At 57.6% G+C, this 25,217-nt stretch carries 22 protein-coding genes; 14 read left to right on the forward strand and 8 right to left on the reverse strand.

Features of this window, described 5'->3' with window-relative positions; all coding sequences use genetic code 11:
• Positions 1-55: 55 nt before the first annotated feature.
• Both ACR0ES_RS19380 and ACR0ES_RS19385 read left to right on the forward strand, forming a co-directional pair.
• A complete protein-coding gene (locus ACR0ES_RS19380; RefSeq protein ID WP_480871547.1) occupies positions 56-463 on the forward strand; it encodes a GFA family protein in 408 nt (135 codons plus the stop codon).
• Positions 464-565: 102 nt separating this feature from the next.
• Complete coding sequence (locus tag ACR0ES_RS19385) at positions 566-868, forward strand: SH3 domain-containing protein (RefSeq protein ID WP_480609275.1); 303 nt, start codon at positions 566-568, stop codon at positions 866-868.
• Between the two features lie 387 nt (positions 869-1,255).
• On the opposite strand, the gene ACR0ES_RS19390 is transcribed toward ACR0ES_RS19385, so the two are convergent.
• From ACR0ES_RS19390 to ACR0ES_RS19405, 4 genes are all read right to left on the reverse strand, one after another.
• Positions 1,256-2,392 (reverse strand): MFS transporter, encoded by a 1,137-nt coding sequence (locus tag ACR0ES_RS19390; RefSeq protein ID WP_480871540.1) that lies wholly within the window; start codon positions 2,390-2,392, stop codon positions 1,256-1,258.
• A 631-nt stretch (positions 2,393-3,023) separates the two neighbouring features.
• Positions 3,024-3,743, reverse strand: coding sequence for an NYN domain-containing protein (locus ACR0ES_RS19395; RefSeq protein ID WP_113789668.1), 720 nt, complete (start codon positions 3,741-3,743; stop codon positions 3,024-3,026).
• A 433-nt stretch (positions 3,744-4,176) separates the two neighbouring features.
• Complete coding sequence (locus tag ACR0ES_RS19400) at positions 4,177-5,544, reverse strand: sensor histidine kinase (protein ID WP_480871541.1); 1,368 nt, start codon at positions 5,542-5,544, stop codon at positions 4,177-4,179.
• Positions 5,541-6,209, reverse strand: coding sequence for a response regulator transcription factor (locus ACR0ES_RS19405; protein ID WP_480505559.1), 669 nt, complete (start codon positions 6,207-6,209; stop codon positions 5,541-5,543). The genes ACR0ES_RS19400 and ACR0ES_RS19405 overlap by 4 nt, the downstream gene beginning before the upstream one ends.
• Positions 6,210-6,348: 139 nt before the next feature.
• Between ACR0ES_RS19405 and ACR0ES_RS19410 the strand changes: the two genes are divergently transcribed.
• From ACR0ES_RS19410 to ACR0ES_RS19430, 5 genes are all read left to right on the forward strand, one after another.
• Positions 6,349-7,437: a tricarboxylate transporter gene (locus tag ACR0ES_RS19410; protein ID WP_480871542.1), complete on the forward strand. Its 1,089-nt coding sequence runs from the start codon at positions 6,349-6,351 to the stop codon at positions 7,435-7,437.
• A 74-nt stretch (positions 7,438-7,511) separates the two neighbouring features.
• Positions 7,512-9,542, forward strand: coding sequence for a tripartite tricarboxylate transporter permease (locus ACR0ES_RS19415; protein ID WP_480773496.1), 2,031 nt, complete (start codon positions 7,512-7,514; stop codon positions 9,540-9,542).
• 10 nt (positions 9,543-9,552) lie between these two features.
• The gene (locus ACR0ES_RS19420; RefSeq protein ID WP_480773495.1) at positions 9,553-10,641 is read left to right on the forward strand and encodes a 4-oxalomesaconate tautomerase; all 1,089 of its coding nucleotides are present in this window, start codon (positions 9,553-9,555) and stop codon (positions 10,639-10,641) included.
• 50 nt (positions 10,642-10,691) lie between these two features.
• Positions 10,692-10,928 carry a hypothetical protein gene (locus ACR0ES_RS19425; protein WP_480773494.1) on the forward strand — a complete coding sequence of 79 codons (237 nt, stop codon included), beginning with the start codon at positions 10,692-10,694 and terminating at the stop codon, positions 10,926-10,928.
• A complete protein-coding gene (locus ACR0ES_RS19430; RefSeq protein WP_480773493.1) occupies positions 10,925-11,905 on the forward strand; it encodes a D-2-hydroxyacid dehydrogenase family protein in 981 nt (326 codons plus the stop codon). Before ACR0ES_RS19425 ends, ACR0ES_RS19430 begins: the two co-directional genes overlap by 4 nt.
• Here ACR0ES_RS19430 and ACR0ES_RS19435 read toward each other — a convergent pair.
• Positions 11,874-12,938, reverse strand: coding sequence for an AbrB family transcriptional regulator (locus tag ACR0ES_RS19435; protein WP_480773492.1), 1,065 nt, complete (start codon positions 12,936-12,938; stop codon positions 11,874-11,876). The two genes, ACR0ES_RS19430 and ACR0ES_RS19435, sit on opposite strands and share 32 nt — an antisense overlap.
• 78 nt (positions 12,939-13,016) lie before the next feature.
• On the opposite strand from ACR0ES_RS19435, the gene ACR0ES_RS19440 reads away from it, so the two are divergent.
• Genes ACR0ES_RS19440 through tcuB form a run of 3 tightly spaced genes read left to right on the forward strand, consistent with a single transcriptional unit; the run spans position 13,017 to position 16,172 of the window.
• Positions 13,017-13,697 (forward strand): GntR family transcriptional regulator, encoded by a 681-nt coding sequence (locus ACR0ES_RS19440; protein ID WP_480773491.1) that lies wholly within the window; start codon positions 13,017-13,019, stop codon positions 13,695-13,697.
• Between the two features lie 11 nt (positions 13,698-13,708).
• Positions 13,709-15,103, forward strand: coding sequence for an FAD-dependent tricarballylate dehydrogenase TcuA (gene tcuA, locus ACR0ES_RS19445; protein WP_480871543.1), 1,395 nt, complete (start codon positions 13,709-13,711; stop codon positions 15,101-15,103).
• Positions 15,093-16,172, forward strand: coding sequence for a tricarballylate utilization 4Fe-4S protein TcuB (gene tcuB, locus ACR0ES_RS19450; protein WP_480773489.1), 1,080 nt, complete (start codon positions 15,093-15,095; stop codon positions 16,170-16,172). The genes tcuA and tcuB overlap by 11 nt, the downstream gene beginning before the upstream one ends.
• 467 nt (positions 16,173-16,639) lie before the next feature.
• Here the strand turns inward: tcuB and ACR0ES_RS19455 are convergent, their stop codons facing one another.
• The gene (locus ACR0ES_RS19455; protein ID WP_480529167.1) at positions 16,640-17,659 is read right to left on the reverse strand and encodes a helix-turn-helix transcriptional regulator; all 1,020 of its coding nucleotides are present in this window, start codon (positions 17,657-17,659) and stop codon (positions 16,640-16,642) included.
• 75 nt (positions 17,660-17,734) lie between these two features.
• On the opposite strand from ACR0ES_RS19455, the gene ACR0ES_RS19460 reads away from it, so the two are divergent.
• Genes ACR0ES_RS19460 through ACR0ES_RS19470 form a run of 3 tightly spaced genes read left to right on the forward strand, consistent with a single transcriptional unit; the run spans position 17,735 to position 21,594 of the window.
• Positions 17,735-18,802: a DUF1214 domain-containing protein gene (locus tag ACR0ES_RS19460; protein WP_480773488.1), complete on the forward strand. Its 1,068-nt coding sequence runs from the start codon at positions 17,735-17,737 to the stop codon at positions 18,800-18,802.
• A 16-nt stretch (positions 18,803-18,818) separates the two neighbouring features.
• The gene (locus ACR0ES_RS19465) at positions 18,819-19,820 is read left to right on the forward strand and encodes a DUF1214 domain-containing protein (protein WP_480773487.1); all 1,002 of its coding nucleotides are present in this window, start codon (positions 18,819-18,821) and stop codon (positions 19,818-19,820) included.
• Positions 19,821-19,875: 55 nt separating this feature from the next.
• Entirely contained in the window at positions 19,876-21,594 is a 1,719-nt protein-coding gene (locus tag ACR0ES_RS19470) for an alkaline phosphatase family protein (RefSeq protein WP_480871545.1), read from the forward strand.
• Positions 21,595-21,898: 304 nt separating this feature from the next.
• On the opposite strand, the gene ACR0ES_RS19475 is transcribed toward ACR0ES_RS19470, so the two are convergent.
• Positions 21,899-22,918 (reverse strand): IS110 family RNA-guided transposase, encoded by a 1,020-nt coding sequence (locus tag ACR0ES_RS19475; RefSeq protein WP_480871546.1) that lies wholly within the window; start codon positions 22,916-22,918, stop codon positions 21,899-21,901.
• A gap of 358 nt (positions 22,919-23,276) precedes the next feature.
• Entirely contained in the window at positions 23,277-23,672 is a 396-nt protein-coding gene (locus tag ACR0ES_RS19480) for a GFA family protein (protein WP_480773484.1), read from the reverse strand.
• 980 nt (positions 23,673-24,652) lie between these two features.
• Between ACR0ES_RS19480 and ACR0ES_RS19485 the strand changes: the two genes are divergently transcribed.
• Complete coding sequence (locus tag ACR0ES_RS19485) at positions 24,653-25,111, forward strand: hypothetical protein (RefSeq protein ID WP_480773485.1); 459 nt, start codon at positions 24,653-24,655, stop codon at positions 25,109-25,111.
• The last annotated feature ends 106 nt before the right edge of the window (positions 25,112-25,217 follow it).

Consider the following 25,217-nt stretch of genomic DNA (forward strand, 5'->3'; position numbering starts at 1 on the left):
AATTCGTCCGTCCGTTTCAGTCCCATAGTTCGTCTCCTTTGCTGCAATAAATGCTATCAAAGGAGCGGCAGCAAACCGCGACACGTCCAGTGGGTGCTTCTGTGGTGAAGTGCGCTACCGGATCACCGGTGAAGCGGTACTGCAACTCATGTGTTTTTGCAGAGATTGCCTATCGATGACCGGTACAGATGGCTACGCCGGGTACATGATAAAGTCAGAAAATCTACAGCTACTGAAGGGCAAACCACGGACCTTTGAGAAGACCTCAAAGGAAGGCCGACCTGTTATCAAGCATTTCTGCGGTACCTGCGGGTCAGGCTTGTGGGGTGTGACAGCCTTCGGATTGACGAGCATTGCAGCTGGGACACTGGATGAACCAAACAACTTCAGCCCATCGAAAAAGGTTTTTGCGAAAGATGCCCCCAACTGGGCCAGAGTTCCCCACCACTTGGAAGATATGTAGGGGTTTAGGCTTTGGTATCACGTACATTTCTTTCTGGGAGTTGTTCCTTCTGGTGACCCGAATTGCTACGATTGTAGTTGAGGCAACAAGCAGGACATCAAGATGCGCAATGCAATCTTCTCACCCTTAGCGGCTTTGTTCCTAGGGGTCGTCATGGGCGTTGAGCCGGCTGCGGCGGCGTCACTGGGACCATATGAGGTTTTTGGAGTCGAAGACGGTGACATGCTAAAAATGCGCAGCGGACCTGGAACAGGGTTCAATGTGATCGTTGGTCTTCCAAATGGAACCGCACTACGAGTTCACAGCTGCGAGCAGACCGGTGGCACACGTTGGTGCCGCGTTTCATTGGAGCGTGCTCGTAGACTAAAGGGGTATGTCTCTTGGGCATACTTGCGGAAAATCTAATACGACGATGATCAGCGATGCCATCTTACTGCTATAATAGAATGCTGGCAGAAAAGGCCGCAGTGAAGCTTTCTTGTTGCCGGTGATGGGATCAAGCGGGAAACCACGATCGTGTTTCCGGCCCTTTCCTGCCGTTCGACCTTGGTCAATGTTACTGCACTGCGACCCCGTCGAACCTGCCGTTCGCTGCGAGCGCAAAACAAAGGCTGCCTGAACTCGCTACATGGGACTAGACCTGCCGTTCAGCACCGTTTCCCCAAAGTCCGCTTTGCCAATAGCCTGCCACTTCTACGACCCAGCGAGGTCAATATTGGCGACTGGCTCAGCAATGAAGTCGTGAAGCAGGCATCCCAAACGTAGAAGAGATGCCTGTGTGTTGAGTGGGGGTTAGCTTTGAACCCTTACCAACGCCAAGGCTTGAACACCAAGCAAGGCAGCGAGCGTTCCGAACCCAATGAATGGAACGTTCGAGCTGATTGCGCCAATAGACAGTGGGCCAAGCACGTAGCCCGCAGACCAGAAGAGATAGTAGCTGCCCGATATGGCCCCTTTGAGTGTGTCGGGGGCTTCCTCGTTCAATTCAGCGATGGATGCCACGCAGAAAATTCCCAATCCAACGCTGGCAAATCCAAGTGGAATATAGGCCCAAAGCCCTAAAAAGAGCGGGAATGCCGCGAGTCCAACAGCCGCCAACGCCATACCCCAGATCAGAAACCCCTTCCGTCCGAACCGATCAGAGAGTGCTCCTGCAACGATCTGCGACAGGCTGATGGCCGCATAGAACACCACGAACAGCAGGCTGATGGCCGTTGCGCCAAACCTATGTGTGGATGCCAAAGAAACGGGCAAAACCGTTAGGAAAACACCGTATCCAGCGCCGTACAGAAGGACACCCAACAACAGGATCAACGTCTGCCTTTGGCGCAACAGCCTGATAAATTGTGCAAAGCTCGGTCGAGACTGTCCAAGAGGAACGGCAACGGGTTTCAGAAAGAAAAAGACACACAGTCCTGCGAACAGGCACAGCACTGCAAAAATCAGAAACGGCAGACTGCCTTGGCCGTTCGGCGCGACGAGCAAACCCAATAACGGACCCGCCGTCAGGCCAATGTGAATTGCCGCATTGTAGATGCCAATCACCCGCCCCTTGGTTGACGGATAGGCCAGTGAAAGAATAGCTGGCCCGAGCGCCCAGATCGGAGCTTCACCGATGCCCTGTACGGCGCGACCCAAGAAGATGCCCCCAGCGGTTTCGGTGAAAAAGAAGACAACACCAGACACTGCGCAGAGTAAATAACCAGTGACCAGGAAACGCTTTGCGCCCAGGTGGTCTGACAGAGCGCTGATCGGCAGTTGCGCAAGCAGATAGGCAAACGCAAAAACCGAGGCGACGAGACCGACGCATTCAAGTGATCCGGTCATTGCATGAACCTGTTGTGGAAGAAGTGCGACGATCATGCCGACACCGATCATCTGAAGTGTTGCTGACAAACTGAGAATGAAGAGTGGAGTAAGTTTATTCATGTGTATTGGCCTCCAGACAGCCAGACGACCATGATGCTGTCACGGCCCAAAAGGCGTTTGCATCACGGTGGGAAGTTTCGAGATTTGGAGGCGAAAAGGCGCACGCAACCTAACCCTGTATGCCTACAGGAGGCCGCGATTTAAGCGACGTCTCGCGCCTGCGTCAGTCTTGCGCGCACGCGTGCGCGGCAAAAGACACGCTTAGGCGCGCGGCGGGGGGGAAACAGTGAAGATGTAGCTTGTCACGGGCATTGTCTGAGAATTTCTCGTCGGAGTTGTCAGAATGGACCGTAGTTCTCGACATGTTCAAAGTAAACTCGGAACTGAGACCACTATCCGAGATTGATCGCCAACCGGGACTCCAAGTGCCCAACAAAGCGGACTTTAGCTGCGAAACAGAAACTTGGAACTCTGGGCTCTTTGCCGACCTCAGTGCAGAAGCAGCACAAGTCCCTGCCCTGTTCTCCACGATATATCCAAACGGCCCTTAGCCACAGTTCAACCACCCGCGGTTGCGCCGCGGTGCGGCCCGCCATTCCTGCCATTCGCTGCAACCGCAAAATCAAGAACGCAAGAAACTGAAAGTGTGCGGGACAAAACGGTCAGTCAGGTTGAAGGTAAGTGGATATTCTCAGGACTTTGCCCTTGGCTGGACGTAACGAACGAAGAGGCTGTTGCCCTGTCTCTTCGTTTCGAAGCCTTTGATCGCAGCTACGAGATCGCTCAGTTTTCCCTTTCCGTAGGTCCGAGCATCAAAATCTGGATGTGCAGCGACTACTGACTGGCCAAGTTGCCCAAGGTGAAACCACTCGTCATCTTGTTGGATACGTGCCATGGCATCCAAGAGTAACTTTGCCGCTTTTTGGGGCTGCTCCTTTGCAGAAGCTAGTTTCTTGGCTTCGCCTTCGTCTGCTACAAGGTTTTCAATAAAAATGAACCGGTTGCACACGTTCCGAAGTGGCTCCGGAGTTTTTTTCTCTCCGATGCCAATCACCATTAAGCCATCCTCTCTGAGACGATTGGCTAAACTGGTGAAATCACTGTCGGAAGAAACCAAGACAAACCCGTCGAACCGACCTCCATGTAGGATGTCCATCGCATCTATCACAAGACCAATATCGGATGCGTTCTTACCCGACGTATTGGCGGTCTGCTGGTGTGCAACAAGACCCAGCGATAAGATTACCTCGGACCAACCTTTCAACCGACTACTGGTCCAATCGCCATAAACTCGTCTAAGCGCGGGTTCGCCTATTGAAGCGACCTCCTTGAGAATTGCTTCCGCAAATTTGGCTGGTACGTTGTCGGCATCAATCAGCGTCGCCAATAACGGTTGAGCACGTTCGGTCATCTGGTTGGCACCATGATTTGTCTACTCTTGTCTTAACTTGTCGCTACTTATCGAACTGCCGACACGAAAACCAGAACACTCACAAAAACAGAGACCTGGAGTTTACTTAGCGGTCAGCGATAGGCTCGCATCTGCCCTTCTCTGCGACAAGCCCGAATTGGTACTATGAGCCCCAACCGGACCTTAACTGCACTTTGAGTTTTTGCTCGCGCAGAAGGCTCTAAACCACGCAAACCGGACCTTCCCACGCGCTTCTCAGATGGCAGGGCAGCGGGACCAAGCGCCATTTCGCTGCAAAAGGCTTCAAAGTCCGGTGAAGACGTATCAAGACCACCGTGCCCGGCACCTGGGGTGGAAACCGGTCATTCGCTGTAATCGAAAAACTCTCTTTGATTGTGACAGGTTTCGGGTTCCGAGCAGAAATTGAAACAAACTACAGGGCTATGGGAAGCTCGAGCGTGACGCTTGCTCCTTTTTCGGCTTGGTTGATTGCGGCCACTCCTCCGTGGCGCTTCGCGACAGCTGAGACAATCGACAACCCTAAACCGCTACCTTCGGAATATTCCAGCTGCGAAAATCGACTGAAAACGGCTTCGCTTTGGTCGGGTGAAAGGCCGGTTCCGTCATCAGATACGGTAAGCTTTACGTTCTCGCCATCAGAGCGCAGCGCGACTGAAATTTGGCTCAACTTAGTCCCACCGTGCTTAATTGCGTTGTCCAGCAGGTTTTTGATGGCCTCAGTTAAAAAAACCTGATCTCCTGAAACCGGAATTGTCGAGTCCGGCATCGTAACATCAAACTCGATCCCTTTTGCGAGGATCTGTACACCCATGTCAGCGCAGGCTTCTTCCACAACCGCACGGAAATCAATCTTGTCCATCTGATCCTGATGCGTAGGTTGCCGCAACCGCTCCAACGACAATAGCTGCTCGGCCACCGTGGCGGAGTTTTTCGCTGCCGACACAAGCTCGATAATCCGTTTGTCCTTGTCCTCATCCGATCTTGCGTCCCGCAACGCCTCGGCCATGGACTGGACCGCTGCCGCCGGATTTCGCAGCTGGTGCGCGGCTTCTGAGATAAACACCTGATGGGCGTTGATGCTGTGCTCGACCTGTCCAAACAGCCGGTTCAAGGTCTGAACAATGCCATGAACCTCGACCGGGACCGGGCGTTTGATTTCGCTCAGGTCGTCAGGTGAGCGTAGGTCGATCGCATCCTGCAAATCCAGCAAGGGCCGCAGCCCTCGCGCGACGCCGAACCACACGACAACAGCAAGGGTGGCCAGCAGGATACCCATCAGGATCGCGGCGCGGATCGACAGTTCGTTGGCAAAGGCGTTGCGATCCGCAACGCGTTGCCAAGCTGTTACTGTCGCATCGCCCACAAGGTTATCAAGTGTGACGCGCTCGGTCATTTTCAGTACGCGCACCGGCTCATCCCGATAGATCGCCTCGAAAAACCTCGGCTGGTACGCGTCTTGCTCAGACGGGTTTGCAGCGGCCGGAGGGTATGCATACCCTGTGACGTAGATGCCACCGGGTCCGGTCACGTGATAAAAAATCTCTCCGCCCGATGCGTCGCGGATCAAGCTGCGCGTGGTGGGCGACAGGGCATCGCCTTCTGACACCGCCACATCGCGAGAAATGGCCAGACCGGCGGACAATAGGCTGTCGTCAAAAAGCTCCTGTGCCGTTTGTTGAGCAACCGTGTAGCGCCAGTATCCAAGCAGGATTGCGAGCAGCACCAATGGCGTCAGGATCAGAATGAAAAGCCTGAGCCTGAGTGAGCCGTGCCGGATCACTTCTGCACCTCTAGCAGATATCCAAGGCCACGGGCGGTCTTGATCCGGATGCCAAGGTTCTGAAGGCGTTTTCGCAGTCGTGACACATGCGGCTCGACGGCCGAATCGTCGACATCGGCTCCCACGCCGTAGACGTAGTCGATCAACTGACTTTTGGGGACGATCCTGCCGCGACGTTCCAGCAGGCATTCAAGCACAGCCATTTCCCGACGCGGCACATCGAGAACTTGGCCCTTTGCGCTCACCTGCCGGGCGGTGCGGTCGAATTCCAGGTCTCCGATCGTTTCGCGCGCACCGTAATCCAGTTGTTTGCGGCGGGACAGGGCACGGATGCGGGCCTCGAGTTCATCCATCTCGAAGGGTTTCACTAAGTAATCGTCGGCGCCCATATCCAGACCCGAAACGCGGTCGCTGGTCTCGGTGCGCGCGGTCAGCAGGATGACGGGCGCGCTGTCACCCCGGTTGCGAAGGGACCGCAAAATCTCAAGCCCAGACCGACCCGGCAGGTTGATGTCCAGAACGATCAGATCTGCGCCTTCTTGCTCCAGATACAAATCGGCCGCGCCGCCATCTGTCAGCACGTCAGCGGCATGGCCCCGATCCCGCAGGCGATAGGCAATGGCGTTGGCAAGGGTCTCATTATCCTCGACAATGACGATCCGCATCAGGTCTCCCGCAAGTTTCGCGCAAGGTTGGCGCCCCATGATTGCCAGATGGGAGGGGGAATCAACCCCGCAGTTCTAATTGCAATCACGGTGGCGCGGAGGGCGCCGACGTGGTTGTCTGGTCAACAGGGAGGAACCAATGGCCATTTCCAACTTCACTCGTCGTGCCGTCGTGGGGCTGATCGCCGCTGCCGGACTCGCTGCACCTGCCGCTGCCGAGGTCGATTTCTCGGGCAAGACCATCGAATGGGTCATTCCGTTCTCGGAAACGGGCGGGTCGGCTAAATGGGCCAACTTCTTCGCGCCACTATTATCCGAGGCATTGCCCGGTCAGCCGACTGTGGTGGTCAAGTTCATGCCGGGCGCGGGATCAACCAAAGGCGCGAACTGGTTTCAGGAAAAAAGCCATGATGACGGTACCCTTTTGTTTGGCACGTCCGGGTCTACTCAGTTCCCGTATCTGCTGAGCGATCCCCGCGTACGCTATGAATACAACGATTGGATTCCGGTAATGGCATCTGGAACGGGTGGTGTTGCGTATCTGAACGCCGAGGACGGAACCAAGTTTGACGGCTCTGCCAATGCGCTGAAGGACACCAATTTCATCTACGGCTCGCAGGGTGCAACCCGTTTGGACCTTGTGCCTCTGCTGGCCTGGCAGATGTTGGGTATGAATGTGGAACCGGTATTTGGGATCAAAGGCCGCGGGGATGGTCGGCTGATGTTTGAACGTGGTGAAGCCAATATAGATTACCAGACGTCCTCGGGCTATCTGGGTGGTTCGGTCCCGCTGGTCGAAGCCGGTCAGGCCGTTCCCATGATGACTTGGGGCGCATTGGATGCTGATGGCAATATCGTTCGTGACCCGACCTTCCCGGACATTCCGACTTTCAAGGAGGTCTGCGAGGCCACCGATGGCTGCGAAACCAGTGGTGAGGCATGGGACGCATGGAAAGCCTTCTTCGTGGCAGGTTTCCCGGTTCAAAAGCTGGCCTTCCTGCCCGGTGACACGCCGCAAGACGTCGTCGACGCCTATACCGCAGCGTTTCAAGCAGTGACCGAGCGGGGTGATTTTGCTGATATCTCCTCGAAGCACGTCGGCAAGTATCCGGTGTTCGTCGGCGACGGCTCGAAATCTGCTCTGCAGACGGCGACCAATGTGGATGACAATGCCAAGCAATACGTCCTGAACTGGCTGAAAGAGGCCTACGGCGTCGAGCTGAACTAAGCTGACACGTCGTCGCGCCCAACGAAGGGCGCGCGTTTCTCTACATACAAAACAGTTTATGAAAGGCGGCCGCTATGGAGGTTTTCGCCACCGCTCTACCTGCGCTTGGTGACGCGTGGGGTTTGATCCTGCAACCCATCGTTCTGGGGTATCTCATTCTCGGCGTCGTCATGGGGCTGGCTGTGGGCGTCTTTCCGGGGCTTGGCGGTATTGCCGGTCTGTCCCTGCTGTTGCCTTTCATGTTCGGAATGGACCCGATCCTTGGTCTGGCGCTGATGATCGGGATGGTCGCGGTGGTGCCGACCTCGGACACGTTTGCGTCCGTCTTGATGGGCATCCCCGGCAGTTCTGCTTCGCAGGCCACCGTGCTGGACGGCTTTCCGATGGCGAAAAAGGGCGAGGCTGCACGGGCCTTGTCAGCAGCCTTTTCCTCGTCCCTATTCGGAGGGCTCGTCGGCGCGACCTTCCTGACCATGTTCATACTTATCGCGCGACCCATCGTTCTGGCCTTCGGCCTGCCCGAGATGTTGATGATCACAATTCTCGGCCTGTCGATGGTCGCCATTTTGGCCGGGCGGATCCCGCTGAAAGGAGTCGCCGCCGCCGGTCTGGGCCTGATGGTCGGCACGATTGGTGAGGCGGATGCAGGCGGTTCGCTGCGCATGGCAACTTACGACATTCCTTATCTGACGGACGGTTTGAAGCTGGTCATCGTTGGCCTGGGTATCTTTGCGGTGCCCGAGATCGTATCGCTGCTGCGTCAAGATCGGTCGATTGCCAAGGGGGCCTCACTGGGCGCCGGTTGGCTGGACGGCGTCAAAGACTGGTTCGCAAATATATGGCTGTCGGTGCGTTGTTCGATCATTGGCGTGATTGTTGGAGTCATTCCCGGCCTCGGCGGCTCGGTTGTCGACTGGATCGCCTACGGTCACTCGGTGCAATCGACCAAGGACAAGAGCAATTTCGGCAAAGGCGAAGTGCGCGGCGTCATCGGCCCGGAAAGCTCGAACAACGCCAAAGAGGGTGGAGGGCTGGTGCCAACTCTGCTGTTTGGCATCCCTGGTTCAGGCTCGATGGCGATCTTCATCGGCGCGGTGGCTTTGCTGGGGTCAGGCGATATCGAGGTCGGTCCGAGCATGCTCAAGGACAATCTCGACATCACCTATTCGATCGTCTGGCTGCTGGCGTTGGCCAACGTCGTCGGGACCATCCTGTGCATCGCGGCATCGGGCGGGATCGCCAAGCTGACCACGATCCGCTTCACCTATCTGGCGCCGTTCCTGTTCATGTTGATCAGCTTTGCGGCGTTCCAATCCGGCCAAAACTTCGAAGACTTGCTGGCCCTGTTCGTGATCGGCCTGATCGGCATCTTTTTACGCCGTTTCGACTGGTCGCGCCCGGCCTTCCTGATCGGTTTCGTTCTGTCGAACCCGGTTGAGAAGTTCACCAATCAGGCGTTCCAGATCGCCTCATTCCGGTTCCGCAAAAGCTTTGGCGAGGGGATGGAATATGTCTTCAGCCCTATCGTCATCGTGCTGATCGTGGTCACGGTTGTTTCGGTCATTCTGGGTATCCGGCAGGCCAAGATGATCATGGCCGAGGGTGATGTTCAGGCCGGTACCAAACGCGCGCCGCTTATCTTTCTGCTGGTGATCATGGCCTATCTGATCGTCGCATTGGTCAACGCCAACATGATCCCCGACTACAATATGACCGACAAGATCATCCCGCTGGTTATCGGCAGCGTCTCGCTATTCTGTTGCGTGGTCCTTCTGATCCAGATGATGCGACGTCCCGAAGGCGACGTGATCTTTTCCGACAAGGAAATCGCCGGTGAAGACGCCAGCGCACCCCACGGTCTGTGGTCCACTCTGGCGTGGTTCGCCAGTATGATCGCGGCCACGTGGGTGGTGGGCTTCATCCTCGCCCTGATAGGGTTCCTGATCGCCTTTCTCCGTATCCGCGCCGGGTCCAGCTGGCAGATGACTCTGATCCTGACCGCCTGCGGCATCGGGTTCATGTGCCTGATGGCGGGCGCTCTGAACCGCGATTTCCCGCCAGGCCTGTTGCAGGACATGGTCAGCCTGCCCTGGCCGTTGAAGTGAGGGGTTCAAAATGACTCAAACCGCAATCCCTTATATCTTGATGCGTGGCGGCACGTCGAAAGGCCCGTATTTCCGCCGCTCGGATTTGCCTGAGGATCTGGACGCGCTGGCCGAGGTGCTGATCGCCGCTCTTGGGTCCGGGCAGTCGCTGAACATCGACGGCATCGGCGGCGGCGCGGCGGTGACCACAAAGGTCGCGATGCTGTCGGTCAGCGAGGATGACTGGGCCGATATCGACTATTTCTTTGCGCAGGTCTCGGTCGAGGACAAGCTGGTCGATTTCAAACCGACTTGCGGCAACATCCTGTCCGGGGTTGCCCCTGCTGCCATCGAGATGGGCTTGTTCAAACCGCAGGGTGATGAAACTGAAGTTCGCATTCGGGCCGTCAACACTGGGGCTCGGGTCGTGGCCAAGGTGAATACACCCGGGGGCGAATTGACCTATGAGGGTGATGCGGAGATCGCCGGCGTTCCCGGTCATTCAGCGCCGGTGCAGTTGAGTTTCATGGGCGTGGTGGGCTCGGCCACCGGAGCGTTCCTGCCTACGGGCAACCTGCGCGATGCAGTTCAGGGCGTCGAACTGACCTTCATGGATGTCGCTATGCCGATGGCTATCGCCCGCGCCACAGACTTCGGATTGACGGGCTATGAGAGCGCCAAGGAACTTGACGCAAACCGCGCGTTCTTTGACCGGATGGAGGCCGTTAGGATCGAAGCAGGGCAGCGGATGGGTATGGGGGATGTGTCCAAATCGGTCACCCCTAAGTTCGGCCTTGTTGCTCCGGCCAGAGAGGGCGGAACGCTCGCAGTGCGGTATTTCATGCCGTGGAAAACCCACCCGACCATGGCGGTCACCGGCGCGCAATGCATGGCGTCTTGCGCTTTGACTCCCGGAACCGTCGCCGACGGTTTGCTGGATCGCCCCACGAACAGCCCGGCTGAAGTCGTTCTGGAACACGCCTCGGGCAATATCGACGTGTTGGTGGATTTTTCCACCACCGACGGGTTCACAGTGAACGCGGCGGGTTTGGTGCGGACCGCGCGCAAGTTGGCGGACGGGCATGTTTATGTGCCTGAGTCTGTTTGGAACAGGAGTTGATCAAGTGCAACCCAAATAGTATACTATTGTATACATAATGGGAGGACACGATGGACAACTACTCGGAATGCCTCGATATCGCGCGTCAGGAACTCATGTTGGCGCAGTCGGCCCTACGGCGGGACATCGCGGTCTATCCGACACCGATTGCTGGCTGCGATGAGCAGTTCAACCATCTGCTGGATCAAAGCGAACGGGTCCGCAATGCACTTGCCGCTCTCGACACATGTCATTTTGTGCCGACGCCAAGAAAACTGAACACCGAGCAGGGTATAGAAAGCCGATGAAGGTCCACATTCTTGATGACTGGTTTGACACGCTGCGTGGCCTGCCTTGCTTTGAGAGACTCACGGGTCATGAGGTGTCGGTATGGACGGATCATGTCGAAGACACTGACACTCTGGCCGAGAGATTGCAGGAAGCAGAGGTGCTGGTGCTGTTCCGCGAACGTACCAAAGTCACTCGCTCCTTGCTGGGGAAGTTACCGAACCTGAAACTGATCAGCCAGCGCAGCGTTTATCCTCATGTCGATGTCGAAGCCTGTACAGATCACCGCGTGTTGTTGTGTTCGAACATGCATGGTGGAACGCCGTCTTATGCTGCAGCTGAACTTACTTGGGCGTTAATCATGGTCGGGATGCGGGATTTGCCCGCACAAATGGCCTCGGTCAAAGCAGGGCACTGGCAGGCGGGCGTGGGCAAGACGCTGCGGGGGCGTCAGTTGGGGCTCTATGGCTATGGCCGCATTGCTCGCGCCATTGCAAGTTATGCCGAGGCCTTTGGGATGAATGTGGTCTGGTGGTCATCCGTAGAAGGCCGGGCGCGTGCGCAGGCCGATGGCGCGCAGGTCGCGCCCAGCCGTGAAGCGTTCTTTGGCAGCAGCGATGTTGTCTCGGTCCATGTGCGCTTGAAACCGGATACGCGCGGGATCATCACCGCATCGGATTTCGCACAGATGCAGCCGGAGGCACTGTTTGTGAACACCTCGCGAGCCGGGCTGATCGCACCTGGTGCTTTGCTTGAGGCGCTGAACGTCGGTCGCCCCGGCAAAGCGGCGATTGATGTGTTCGATTCCGAGCCACTGATTGATCCGACCGACCCGCTTTTGTCACATCCCAACCTGATCGCGACCCCACATATCGGCTTTGTGACTGAAGACGAGTTCGACCTGCAATTCGCGGATATTTTCGATCAGGTGAACGCCTATGCCGAAGGCGCTCCGATCAACATGATCAACCCCGAGGTTTGGACCAACGCAGAATAAGATTTGCGGCGATGGGCGCACCGATGATCACCAGCACGATCCTTGTCAGATGGTGGGTGATCACAAAGCCCAAATCCGCGCCCGAGACGATGGCCAGCACCGTCATCTCTGCCTGCCCACCGGGCGCGAAGGCCAGAAACGCCTCGACAGGTTGGCCCAGTCCCAAGGTGGTGACAACGGCGGTGAAAGCGGCTGCCAGGACGGCAAGGACAATGACATAGGCGAAGCCCGCTGCCACTACCCGGCGTAGTTCGACCCATGTGACACCTACGAATTTCACACCAATTCCGCAGCCAATGAAAAACTGCGCTGCAAGTATGGCCTCGCGAGGCGGTCGGGTATGAATGAAGTCGCCCAGTGACAAGGCGGCCGTAAGGATCATTGGCCCCAGGATTGACGCCCCGAACAGGCCGATCCGCTCCCCGCCTTTCCAGCCGATAATGGCGGACAGAACCATCAGCGCCAATTCATGTATTGGCAGGTTGTGCGCGGGCTCGCCAATCGGATTGGTGAGTTGGGCATCATAGAGCACGGTGAGGAACAAGGGGGCCAACGTCACGATGATCAGCACGCGCGTACCGTGGATCAAGGACAAGGTACGCGGATTGGCCCCCGCCTCAGTGCCAAAGATGATCATGTCTTGCAAACCGCCCGGCATGGCTGCGTAGAAAGCCGTTGTGGAGTCAAAGCCCCAGAATTTGCGAAAGAATGGCACACCTACCAGCGCGATTAGCAGGATGAAGAACGGGATCAGCGCAATTGACGCGGCCATTTTTGGCAATTCAGCAAACAGAGCCGGCGTAATCGATGCCCCTACCGCCACGCCCAGTATAGTGCGGGCGGCAACCGAGACCTTTCCAAAGCCTTCCATCGGTGCGTGCGCAAGAGCTGCAATCAAACATGCGCTCATTGGCCCGAACAGAAAAGGTAGCGGCAGGTTTAGCGCCCAAAATACCCCAGTGCCCGACACCGCCAGGCCGAGCGTGACGGCCCGTTTCGTCAGAAGAGAGGGGGTATCGGTTTGGCTGTGCAAGGTAAGCGTTCCAGCTTCGTTGACTTATAATGTATCCATGTGTATACAACTGGACGCAAGATGACAAGAGAGCCTGCGATGACCCTTCAGGACGACCCGTTACAACCTGGCCCACAAGGCAATTCTGCGTATCAGCGCCTGCTGTGCGAGATTCGCGAGGGCACTCTTTTGCCCGGCGACCGGCTGCGCGAGATTGAGCTCTCGGAACGGTTGGGCGTCAGCCGTACCCCGGTGCGCGAGGCGATAAGGCAGTTGGAAGCCGACGGGCTGGTCACACATGTGCCACGGCAAGGTGCCACCGTGCGCAGTCTGGATTACGCCGAGGTCATGGAACTCTATGAGATGCGCGCCGTGCTTGAAGGGACAGCGGCCCGTCTGGCAGCCCGCGCGGCGTCTGATGTCGAACTGGACGAGCTTGAAGTTCTGAACGACCGGCTGGCCGAGGCGGGTACTGGCCCCGATGCGGCCCAAATCAACAAGATCTTTCACGAAACACTTCTGGATGCGGCCAAGAACCGATTTCTGGCAAAATCCATGTTGTCCTTGCAAAAGGCGCTGTTGATCCTGGGTCCCTCGCAATTGCTGGATAGCGACCGCGCCGAGGCCGCAGTGGCCGAGCATCGGCGCATCATGGCGGCTTTGAAAGCCCGCGATGGCGCAGCGGCCGAGACAGAGATGCGCGCGCATATTCAGGCTGCGCAGCGGATGCGCATCCGCGCGTTGCAGGACCGCGACCGCTCAATCGACGAAAGCCAGTAGGTAGACAGGATATGGCCACCCCAAAGGAAGCTTACAATATCGCTGTGATCGGTGGCGGCAATGCGGCTCTCTGCGCTGCGATGACTGCAGCCGAGGCAGGCGCCCGTGTTCTGATCCTTGAAACGGCGCCAAAACCTTATCGCGGCGGAAACTCACGCCATACGCGCAATTTTCGCTGCATGCATTCGGGCCCGTTGGGTCCGCTCGTCGAGGCGTATAGCGAAGACGAATACCTCTCGGATCTGCTGAAAGTCACCGGTGGAAAAACCGATGAACATCTTGCCCGGTTGGCGATCCGCACGTCGGAAGAATGCCTTCCCTGGATGCAAGAACACGGGGTCCGGTTTCAGCCGTCGCTTTCCGGCACATTGTCATTGGCACAGACCAATGCGTTTTTCATGGGGGGCGGCAAATCTCTGGTGAATGCCTATTACCGCACGGCGGCAGGTTTGGGTGTAGATGTGCTGTACGAAGCCGCCGTCACGCATTTGGAACTGAATGGTGATCGGATCGAGTGGGTCGACTATAGCTATGAAGGCCAGTCTCATCGCATCGCGCCCAAGGCGGTCATCGTTGCCTCCGGCGGCTTTCAGGCCGACACGGATTGGCTCACCCGAGCCTGGGGTGAACCTGCCAAGAACTTCCTGATCCGGGGAACGCCTTACAACCGAGGCGTTGTCCTGTCTGATCTACTGGACCAAGGAGTAGGAAGCGTTGGCGACCCGACCCAATGCCACGCCGTTGCCATCGACGGGCGCGCGCCGAAATTCGACGGCGGCATCGTCACCCGTCTGGACTGCGTTCCGTTTTCCATCGTCGTGAACAAACATGCCGAGCGGTTCTATGACGAGGGCGAAGACGTCTGGCCCAAACGCTACGCGATCTGGGGCCGTTTGGTGGCGGCGCAGCCGGATCAGGTGGGATATGCCATCATCGACGCCAAATCGCTGAACCTGTTCATGCCGTCCGTGTTCCCTCCGCTAAAGGCGGACACGTTGGACGAATTGGCCGGGATGATGGGCCTGCCCGCGGAGAAACTGAAAGCAACCGTCAGCGCATTCAACGCCGCCTGCGGTGACACCAGCGGGTTTCATCCGACCGAACTGGACGGGGTGGCGACCTCGGGCCTGATCCCGCCCAAGACCAACTGGGCGCGCCCAATTACCGAACCGCCGTTTTACGGCTACTCGATGCGGACCGGCGTGACCTTTACCTATCTTGGGTTGAAGGTTGACGAGACAGCCCAGTGCTCGATCCCAAGCGGCAAGATCAAAAACCTTTGGGCGGCCGGGGAAACGATGGCCGGGTCCATCCTTGGGCAAGGCTATCTGGCGGGCTTTGGCATGACCATCGGAACTGTCTTTGGACGCATCGCAGGACGAGAGGCCGCCGCTTATGCAAACTGATCTTATTCAGGAAGCCCGCCGCCAGGCCGAGATCTGCAACGCCTGCCGCTATTGCGAGGGTTATTGCTCGGTCTTCCCGTCGCTGCACGCAGAGCGCGCGTTCTCGGATGGGGACATCACGCAATTGGCCAACCTGTGCCACAACTGCCGGGGCTGTTACTACGCCTGTCAGTACACCGCCCCGCACGCGTTTGACCTGAACCTGCCCAAGGCGCTGGCTGAAGTGCGGCGAGACAGTTGGGAAAGCTTCGCCTGGCCGCAGCCGCTGGCACGCCGGTTCCACACCCATGGCGGAGCCATCGCCCTGGCGTTGGTGGTCGGATTTGCCCTGTTGTTCTGGGCGACCCGCGCCATCGGTTCCAGTGGAGGCGAAGGGTTTTATGCCGTCCTGTCCCACAACGCGATGGTCGCGATCTTTGCGCCTGCATTCCTGCTTCCTCTGTTCAGTATCGCCTTCAGCCTGAGGCGCTATTGGGCAGAGGTTGGTGGCAAACCGATCCAGATGTCTGATCTGACGGTTGCGCTCAAACGCGCGGGCAAGATGCAGGATCTGGCCGCAGGCCATGGCGAGGGTTGTAACTTTGAGGACGAAGACCGGTTCAGTCAGGGCCGACGTCACATCCACCACGCTGTTATGTATGGTTTTCTGCTGTGCTTTGCGTCGACCTCGGTGGCGACGATCATGCACTATGTCTTCGGAATGTACGCGACTTACGGGTTCTGGTCGTTGCCGAAACTGTTCGGGATTTCCGGGGGGCTTCTGCTGACGGTGGGGTGCGGTGCGATGGCGCTGCTCAAGCTAAAGTCAGACCGAGACCTCGGCGATCCGTCGGCCTGGGGCGGGGATATCGGCTTCATCCTGTTGCTCGGGTTTGTGGGGCTCAGCGGGCTGGTTCTTTACGCCCTCGGTTCAACACCTCTGATGCCCGCACTGCTGGCCATCCACCTCGGATCGGTCCTGACCTTCTTCCTGCTGACGCCCTACACAAAAATGGCACACGGCTTCTATCGGCTTGCGGCGCTGGTCCGAGACGCACAACGAAAAAGAGATGCGTCCATGGTCCGTTAACAGCCCGTCGCGTCTGAGTGAGCAGAAAGAACATGCAATAGGATCAAATATGATTGTGAAGAACTCTGCGTTGCGGCACTTCGAGTGGCGGTCAACGTCCGGAATGGGCCGTCCATTGTAGGACCAACGGCAGCGACGCACGCTTCGCACGTATTTGGGCCGACCGCAGCAATTTGCACTCTGGGCTCTTCGCGGTCATTGGGTCAGTTGCAGCATTCTACCCATCGAGAACCACAAACCCAAACAGGGACGGCCCTTTGCGGCCCTTCTCCCCGCTTGCAGTCTCCGCAGTGCGGCGTCGCCGGACCTGCCATTCGCTGCGGCCGCACATTCTCAAGAACGGCAAATGCCGGCAGAGCGGACGAAGCGCAGGTCTGGGAAATTCGAAATTTTTTGGCAGACTTCGGGACGCCTAGCGTTTCCAGAAAATCCATCGTGTATATGCGAATGTGATCAGCGGCAACGACTCAAGTGTTTGTGTTTCGGTTTCCCCGGAAGCTCTTTGGTGAAGAGCCGGTCCACTCCCTGAACGCACGGCGAAAGCTTCTCGGCTCTTTGTATCCCAGCATTTCGGCGATCCGTTCGACCGGAATGTCCGATTTCTGAAGCATTTCGCGCGCCTGCTCCTCGATGAGCATAGAGCGGATTGTCCTGTATGCCGTCCCTTCCGCCCTAAGGGCCCTCTGAAGTGACCTGGGGCCGATCGCAAGATGGGCCGCAACTTTGCTCTCGGAAAGCACACTTGTCGGAAGATGAGCGCGCATGATTTGCAAAACCGCGCCTTCAATGGACTGAACCGGCTCAACCCCCATGAGCGCACCCAGGTCCCCCAATGTAATAGTCTTCCGAGACTGCAAGGGGTGCGGGTTTCGCGTGTCAAGGTCGCAAAGCCGAAGCGCGACGGACGGTGACTGGGCTCCCGTCCTAACAGGTGCGCCGAACAGATCTGCAAGCTTTGACTTGTCGTCACCATTGCCATCGGGAAGTTCAAACCAATCGGGCTGCCAGTCCGTGCCGAGGAAATGCCTGGCCACCTTGGAAATAACGAACAGCGCCCCTTCGTCGAGGTGTCGGTGGCCGACGACCGAGAAGCCTTTCGAGTCTCGTCCGACGACAACGTGCGTGTCAGTCTGTCGGATCACGATTTCAGAGCCAGGATGCGTCAGCGACAGCGCGCGTCGCCCGCGGTCAAGCGCAGATCGCAGATCCGGTGCGCCCAGCACGTAGTTCGCATAAGCTCCGTAAGCCAAGTAGTCGAAGGCCCAGCCAACCCTGGCACCCAGATGGCGATCGCTTATCATGCGGGCGACGGACTCCAGAATGACGGCCTCAGCAGCGTAGGAAACAAACCCGGTTCCTTCTGACAGCATCTTACGGTCGAGACCAGCCGTTCGGAGCGCACTCTCGACGACGTGTTTCGGGACGAAGCTGTCAAGAATGTCCACGACGTGCGCCAGTTCGATGATGTTGACCAACTTCTGTCTCATAGCGTCTCTTTGTCACAAAATGACCGGTCGCACTATGATAAAACGCCAGGAAAACGAAGACTTGAGGGGCGACTCATGAAAGGTAAACAGTTGGCAAACCGCATATTTTTGTTTCTTGCATTCCTGGCCGCGATCGTCTCTGGTCCCGCTCATGCCCAAAACTTCGACACCACAGTGGACCAACTTGCCGACAGCAGGGAAATCCCAGTCACGGTAGACAACTTTATCCGTGCCGCGACAGATATCGAGTTCGGCAAATATGTTGCCCTCGCTGGAGGGGTAAACAAGTTCTACCACTTCCGCGAAATGATGCCCGTCCATGCTCAGACCACCATCAGCGCGAACCGGGACACTCTCTATAGCGTCGCGATCATCAATATCAGCAAGGGCGCGACGGTCACCCTTCCGGATGTCGGCGACCGCTACATGTCGGCGATGGTCATCAACCAGGACCACTACCTGAACAAGGTCTTGCACGGTGGCGGCGCCTATACACTCGATATGGACACGTTTGACACGCCATATGTCGCCGTCTATCTGCGCGTCCTGCTGGATGCGACCGATTCCGCGGACCTGGCCGCCGTGCACGCGATCCAGGACCAGATGTCGATCGACGCTGCCTCGTCCAAACCCTTCATCGTCCCGCCCTATGACGAAGAGGACTATATAGGGCTCGTAAGGGCCGCCGTCGGTGTCGGCGCCTACCTTCCGGACAGTTTCCACATGTTCGGCAAGAAGGAGGATGTCGATCCAGTGCGGCATTTCATTGGGACGGCCGGTGGCTGGGGTGGGTTGCCAGAGGATGAGGCACTTTATCTCGGGATCTCGCCGAACCTGCCGGTCGGGAAATACAAGATCGAAGTGCCGGCCGACGTGCCCGTCAAGGATTTCTGGTCGGTCAGCCTCTATGATGCAAACCGTTATTTCGCGCCGAACGCGATGGACGCCTATGTCATCAACTCCGTCAGCGGGACGTACAATGAGGACGGCTCGATGACCGTGCATCTGGGCGGCTGCGAGGACGGGCGCGTGAATTGCCTGCCGCTTGTCGAGGGGTGGCAATACACCGTGCGGCTCTATCGTGCAGCGCCGGAAGTGCTGGATGGAAGCTGGGTCTTCCCGGGTGTCGAGCCCGCGAACTGACAGAAAGGACAGAAAAATGAAACACCTTCTCCTTGCCGCTGCCCTCTGCGCACCCGCACCAGTTCTCGCCGAAGATATCACGATCCGGAACCTCATGCGCGCCGAGAGCGATACGATGTTCCGGCTCACTATGAAGAACAACGGAACAGGTGTCGGCGAGATCGCCCATGAGCGCGAGGTAACCTCCGCCGACAAGCCGCAGCCAGTCATCCGGCCCAACCAGGACACCTTGTATTCGTCCGCCCTCATCGATCTGTCCGAGCCGGTGACGGTGACGCTGCCGGAGGGCGACGGACGGTTCCAGTCGGTGCTGGTGATCAGCCAGGACCACTACAACTTTGCCTATGCCGAACCCGGTGCATACGAGCTGACCGAGGACGAGGTCGGGACCCGCTTCGCGATGCTCCTGTTCCGCACCTTCATCGACGCGGGCGATCCCGACGATACGGCGCGCGCCCATGCGGTGCAGGACGGAATTCGCCTCGAAGGCGGCGGAACCGGCCCCTTCGAGGCTCCGGACTGGGATCTCGACGCCCTTGCCGCTGCACGGAAGGCGGTCAGTGACCTCGCCGCTGCCGTCGGCCTTGATGCCAGCATCGCCTTTGGCCGCCGCGACGAGGTGGACCCGCTGGGCCATCTGATCGGGATGGCGGGCTGGGCGGGGCAGCCGGCCACGACGGCCAGCGCCTTTGTCGACGCCGTCGATAGGAATGACGGCGCGACCCCCCATGCCGTGACGCTGCAAGACGTTCCGGTGGACGCGTTCTGGTCGATCACCGTCTACGACGCTGACGGCTTCCTCGCGCCAAACGATTTGGGGCGGAACAGCTATAACAACACCTCGGCCACCCCGAATAAGGATGGTTCCTTCACCATCCATTTCGGTGGCTGCGAGGATGGCCGGATCAACTGCATCCCTCTTACGCCGGGCTGGAACTACACGGTCCGGCTATACCAGCCACGCGCCGAAATCCTCGATGGCAGCTGGACCTTCCCGGATGTCCTGCCCCTAAACTGATGACGCGACGGCCCGCGCACCGCGTGGGCCGATCGACGAGAGGAAGGAGCCTTCGATGTTGAAAAAGCCACCTGTCCAAACGGCCAGTTGCGCCGTCTTCCTGGCGTTTTCCTTGGCGAACGGTGCATTAGCCGAGGATAAGCCGCGCCTCATCCTCCAGATCACTGTGGATCAGCTGCGGGGCGACCTGCCTTTCCGCCACTACGACCAATTTGGCTCGGGCGGATTCCGCTATCTGATGGATCAGGGCGTCTACTACGACAACGCCCACCACGCCCACGCCAATACTGAAACCGTCGTCGGCCATACCACGCTGGCCACCGGCGCGCATCCGTCGGCCCATGGCATGGTAGGCAACCTCTGGTACGACCGCGCCACGGGGCGCACTATCTACAATGTCGAGGACGCCGACTATCCACTCCTCACTCGGGGCGCGGACGTGAACCCCGACACCGAGGTCGACCCCACCCAGCTTGCCGCCAGTTCCGATGGCCGTTCGCCCCGCGCCATCCTGACCACCACCTTTTCCGACGAGCTGTCCATCGCCACCCAGGGCCGCGCCAAGGTCTTTGGCGTCTCGGTCAAGGATCGTGGTGCCGTCTCGATGGCGGGCCACACCGGCAAGGCGTTCTGGTTCTCCAAATCCGCCGGGGAATTCGTCACCTCCAGCTATTATTACGACAGCTACCCGGATTGGGTGACCGATTGGAACGCTAAGGATTTCCTGCAAAACTATCTCGGCACTTCGTGGCAGCTGACCCATCCCATCGATAGCTATCTTTTTGGCGATCGCGACGATCAGGATTGGGAAACCGATCTTGCCGGGTTCGGGCGCACCTTCCCGCACCCCTATTCGACCGTCGATCCGCTTTCGTGGAAGAACGATCCCTATTTCCCCACGCTGCTCACCTTCAGCCCTGCCGGGGACGAGATCACCGCCGATTTCGCCAAGACCCTGATCACAGCCGAGGGCCTGGGGCAGGATGATGTCACCGATTACCTCTCCGTCAGCTTCTCGGCGACCGATTACATTGGCCACGGCTTCGGCCCCTCCAGCCTCGAGGCCGAGGAAAACCTGCTCCGGCTCGACCGCACCCTGACCGATCTCTTCGCCTTTATCGACGCCGAGATCGGGCTCGAGAACACCCTGATCGCGCTGTCCGCCGATCACGGCACGCCCGAGGCGCCGGGATACCTGGCCGAGCTGGGAGAGATGGGCGGCTACGTCAACCCCGAGCACTGGGCGACCCAGCCCGCCGCCGATCGCATCCGCGCGCGCTTTGGCCTTAGCGATCCGCTGATAGCCGGCTATGACCACCCCTACCTCACCCTCTCGGAAGAGGTGCACAGTCGCGACGACATCGACCTTGTCGCGCTGGAAACCGCCATCGCCGAAGAACTGTCGACCTTCGAAGGTATCGCCTTCGCTGTGCCTTCGTCCCGCATTCGTACGGGCGCCCTGCCCGACAATGCGCTGATGCGGGCTGTGGCCAACAACTACAACCCCGACCGCTCGGGTGACATCTACCTCGTCACCAGCCCCGGCTGGTTCATCAACGATTTCGACGGTCTCTCGGTCACAGTCACCCACGGCTCGCCCTGGCGTTATGACACCCACGTGCCCATAGCTTTTGCCGGTTTCAGCCTCGCGCCACAGCGGGTCTCGCGTCGAGTGCATACAGTCGATCTGGCGCTGACGCTTGCCGCGGTCGCAGATACGCGCCCACCCGACGGCGCCGCAGGAGAAGTGTTGGGGGAAGTCGTCGGGTACTAGGCGCCTCGCGGTAATGCAAAGCGGAGACAGTAACTGGGTCGGATTGAACGGCATCTGTGGGTGGCTCCTTCATTGCAAGAGTTTTTTAGCGATTTTCGCGGTCGTTTCGTCAGTACTGTCGTCTGTCCGGCCTGTTTGTGTTTTGGCATTGCCTCCACTGGCCCTGATGAATTCCGCGAGCGAGGTTCCAATCGGCTTATCGACCTCAGAGGGCCGGAGACATTCCCGGAGTGTCCTTGCTCTTGGTTGACTTACTTCCGCATCATCACTTCAACGTCTTGCATCTCGTGGGCAGTCTGTGCGGTCAGAACGCTGGCTGCCGGTATTCCTGTTTCTTTGTCAGCATTGCCCAGATGGAACGCGCTGCCTTGTTTGCCATCGCGACTGTTGCCAGCCGAAACGGCTTGTCGGCAATGATCTTGGCTGTCCAGAGATCGACTTTCTCTGGCGACCGTTTTGCCATGACCGCGCGCGATGTCATACCCACAACCAGCAGCTTTCGAAGGTAGCGATCCCCTTGCTTGGTGATCTTGCCCAGTTTCTCTTTGCCGCCGCTCGACTTGTTGAGCCGGGTGAGGCCCAGCCAGGCGGCCAGATCTCGTCCTGTTCGGAACTGATGCGCATCGCCGATAGTGGCGACAATCGCTGAAGCCGTGATCGGGCCGATACCAGGCATACGCATCAATCTACGCGCATCTGCATTCAGAAGGGCATGTTGCTGGATCATCTTAGAATAGCCATCGATGCGTTCGTTTAGGCCGAGGATCTGATAGCACTGGATACCGAGCATGCCGTTGGCGATCTCTGGCATTTCTGGATGGTCGCCATCACGGTGACGCTTTGCAAAAGCCGTCACTGCTTCGATCCCAATGGGCAAGATATGCCCAAACTCACGCAAAAGGCTGCGGATCATGTTGGCCAGTTGGGTGCGCTGCCGGACGGCCAGATCTCGAGTCCGGTGGATTGAGAGAATGGCTTGCTGCTCTTCCGTCTTGATCTCGACGAAGCGCATGGTTGGTCGACGGACCGCTTCACAGATTGCCTCAGCATCAACGGGATCATTCTTGCCGCGCTTCACGTAGGGTTTGACGTAGCCAGCCGGCATCAGCTTCACATCATGACCGAGCGTGCGCAGCTGACGGCCCCAATGATGGGATGAACCGCAGGCATCCATGCCTACGACGCAGGGCGGAAGCGTCTCAAAAAAGGCCAGTAGCTTCGCGCGCTTGATCGGCTTGTTGAAAATAACCCGGCCGCTCTCAGAAATGCCGTGCACTTGAAAAACGTCCTTGGCCAAATCGAGGCCGACGGTCTTTACTGTCATTGGGTGGCTCCTTTCCTAGCAGTCGTTGATAACTGCACTTTGGCACATTCGATGCCGGTGGAGCAGGAGCCACCCACCTCATCCGCTTTGGTGGGCGCACTGCAGCATCTGTTAGGAATGGTGAAGGTCAGCAATGGGTCGTCCCCGATGTATCATCTCGCCGTGCGACAGCTAATACTGCGTTGCCTCTGATGTCGGCACGGATGAATGAAAAGCCCAAAGGGTGGAGCATTCAGGTCAACGGAACTGACTTCTCACTCTCGCCGCGGCGAACGATTTGCATATCATCCGCCCTGCGGGACGACGACGAAAAGGGCCTTCGCAGCAGTCGCTCCAAAGTCCGCTGCCTGGAAGCACGTCAAAACCACATGTCCTTTACAGTTCGGCTGTCACGAGGAAGTTCTCGAAAGCTGTCGTGCCCCTCGAAGTGACGGATTGGAATCTCACTGATTGGTGAAGGATCAGACATTCGAACATTAACCGCGGACAGTTTGCGGCCGTTTTCGTCCGAGAAACACGCAACGTAGTGCGTCACACACCCGCAATTGGCGCAGAAGTGGAAATGGATATCCCCGCTATCGCGACGCAGATATGTATTTGTTTTCCCGGTAGTTTGAATGTCATAGCCAATGTGCCCGTAGGCCCAAAGGGCACCGTAACGCCGACAGATTGTGCAATTGCAGGCCATGACCGACTTTGGCACAGCATCGAGAGTCCAGCCAACTTCGCCGCAGTGGCAAGTTCCTTTCAGCATGTATCAATCTCCGCTCTCGGCACTGACGGCATCATGACGACCGACTCAAGTGCTTTGGCCCAGGCGCGGATCGCCGCTTGGGTCAAGCTGCACTTGTGGCCTTCCCTTGAACAGCAGTTAGCCGATTTACATTCACGGCGATACACAGCTGGGTCACAGGACCACTGGGCGGAGATGCGTGACTGGCTGGTTCGGAATGACGTTCCTGCTCCAAAAAATCTGCCGGGGTGGCCAGAAAAGGAATAAGGGCTGGCTGAGGGGGTCGAGGCCAGCCCCTATCTTCGTCACGAGGGGGTAAGTGGTTATTCTGATCCCAATCTATCCAACTCAAGCAAAGCCCGAAATTGGGGGATTCCCGTAACATTGCAAACTTCACCGAAAAAGTTTGTTTCCTAAAGGCGAACAGTGAGTTTCAAAACGAGATGTGGACACAATTTCGCCACAATGCGATCCTCTATCCGTGGATGGCGCGTGTTGATTTTAGAGCGTTCCAGTTTTTCCATCTGGATTTGAGGGGGTTGTTGAGTTCGGCGCGCCGCCCCACGAGTACTTCATCGAACCGCCAGAGTATTGAACTGCACTTTCCGAGTGCCGGAGCGCCAACGCACTTTTCATCTCATGGACGCAATTTGAACACTCTCCGCAAATATCAGTGCGGAGCGGCGCGTCTTGATGGGGATTATGATTTCAATGAGGGGGTACGAGTTCGGCGCGTCGTACCACCACCGCCGGACATACTCGTTGTCCTTTGATTTGTTTAAATACTATCTTTTGATCCGGTTTGCGATTTTTGTGAATGGGTGATTAGTGGAAGAGAATGAAGGCGTCTGGTTTAGCCAGGTCATGTATGACACAACGTTGATGAAGCCCATTACCTCCGAGCAGGCTTTAAGCAACTTGCCGACTGCTGGTGCAGTAGACAACAAAAACAGGGCTGGATCGTTCAATCCCGTGAGGCCTTTCCTAAATTAGTTTTTGGAATGTATCCGAACAAAAAGCTTCAGGCGCTGCCCGAAATTTTCAATGGGCCATATGGTCCAGTCGTATCTCGCGCGGTAGCGAATGTACTTCGCGAAGCAGAACTGGGAAAAACGAAAATCTATCCTTTGAACGTTTGCCAACACGACCGTGTGACACCAGTTGAAGGCGAGTATTTTACACTCGCCCTTGGTGAACAAAAAACGGCGTTTGTTCCGGATCGGTCGAATATGGTCAAACCTATGGGGAATAAACCAGATACTTGGATGAAGCGGGGCATGAAACCCAAAGACTTCGACATTGTTGTTTCAGGTATAGCCTTGGAGGGACCCGATTTGTGGGTTGATCCGCGCTTGTACTGGAGCCTGTTTTTTAGCGCCCGCTTGGTAAAAGCGCTGAAGGCAGCGAAGCTCACACGCCGCTTCGGACTGAGTAAATGTAAGGTTGTTTCCATTCGCTAAAGGGGTACGAGTTTGGGGGTGACGCATTATCGATACCGGCCAAGTCATGGGAAAATCTGGCTGGTTGTTAGGGTCCTATTGGAGGCGGTTTGAAATCTATTTCAGT

The sequence above is a fragment of the Ruegeria sp. N7 genome, assembly GCF_056531345.1.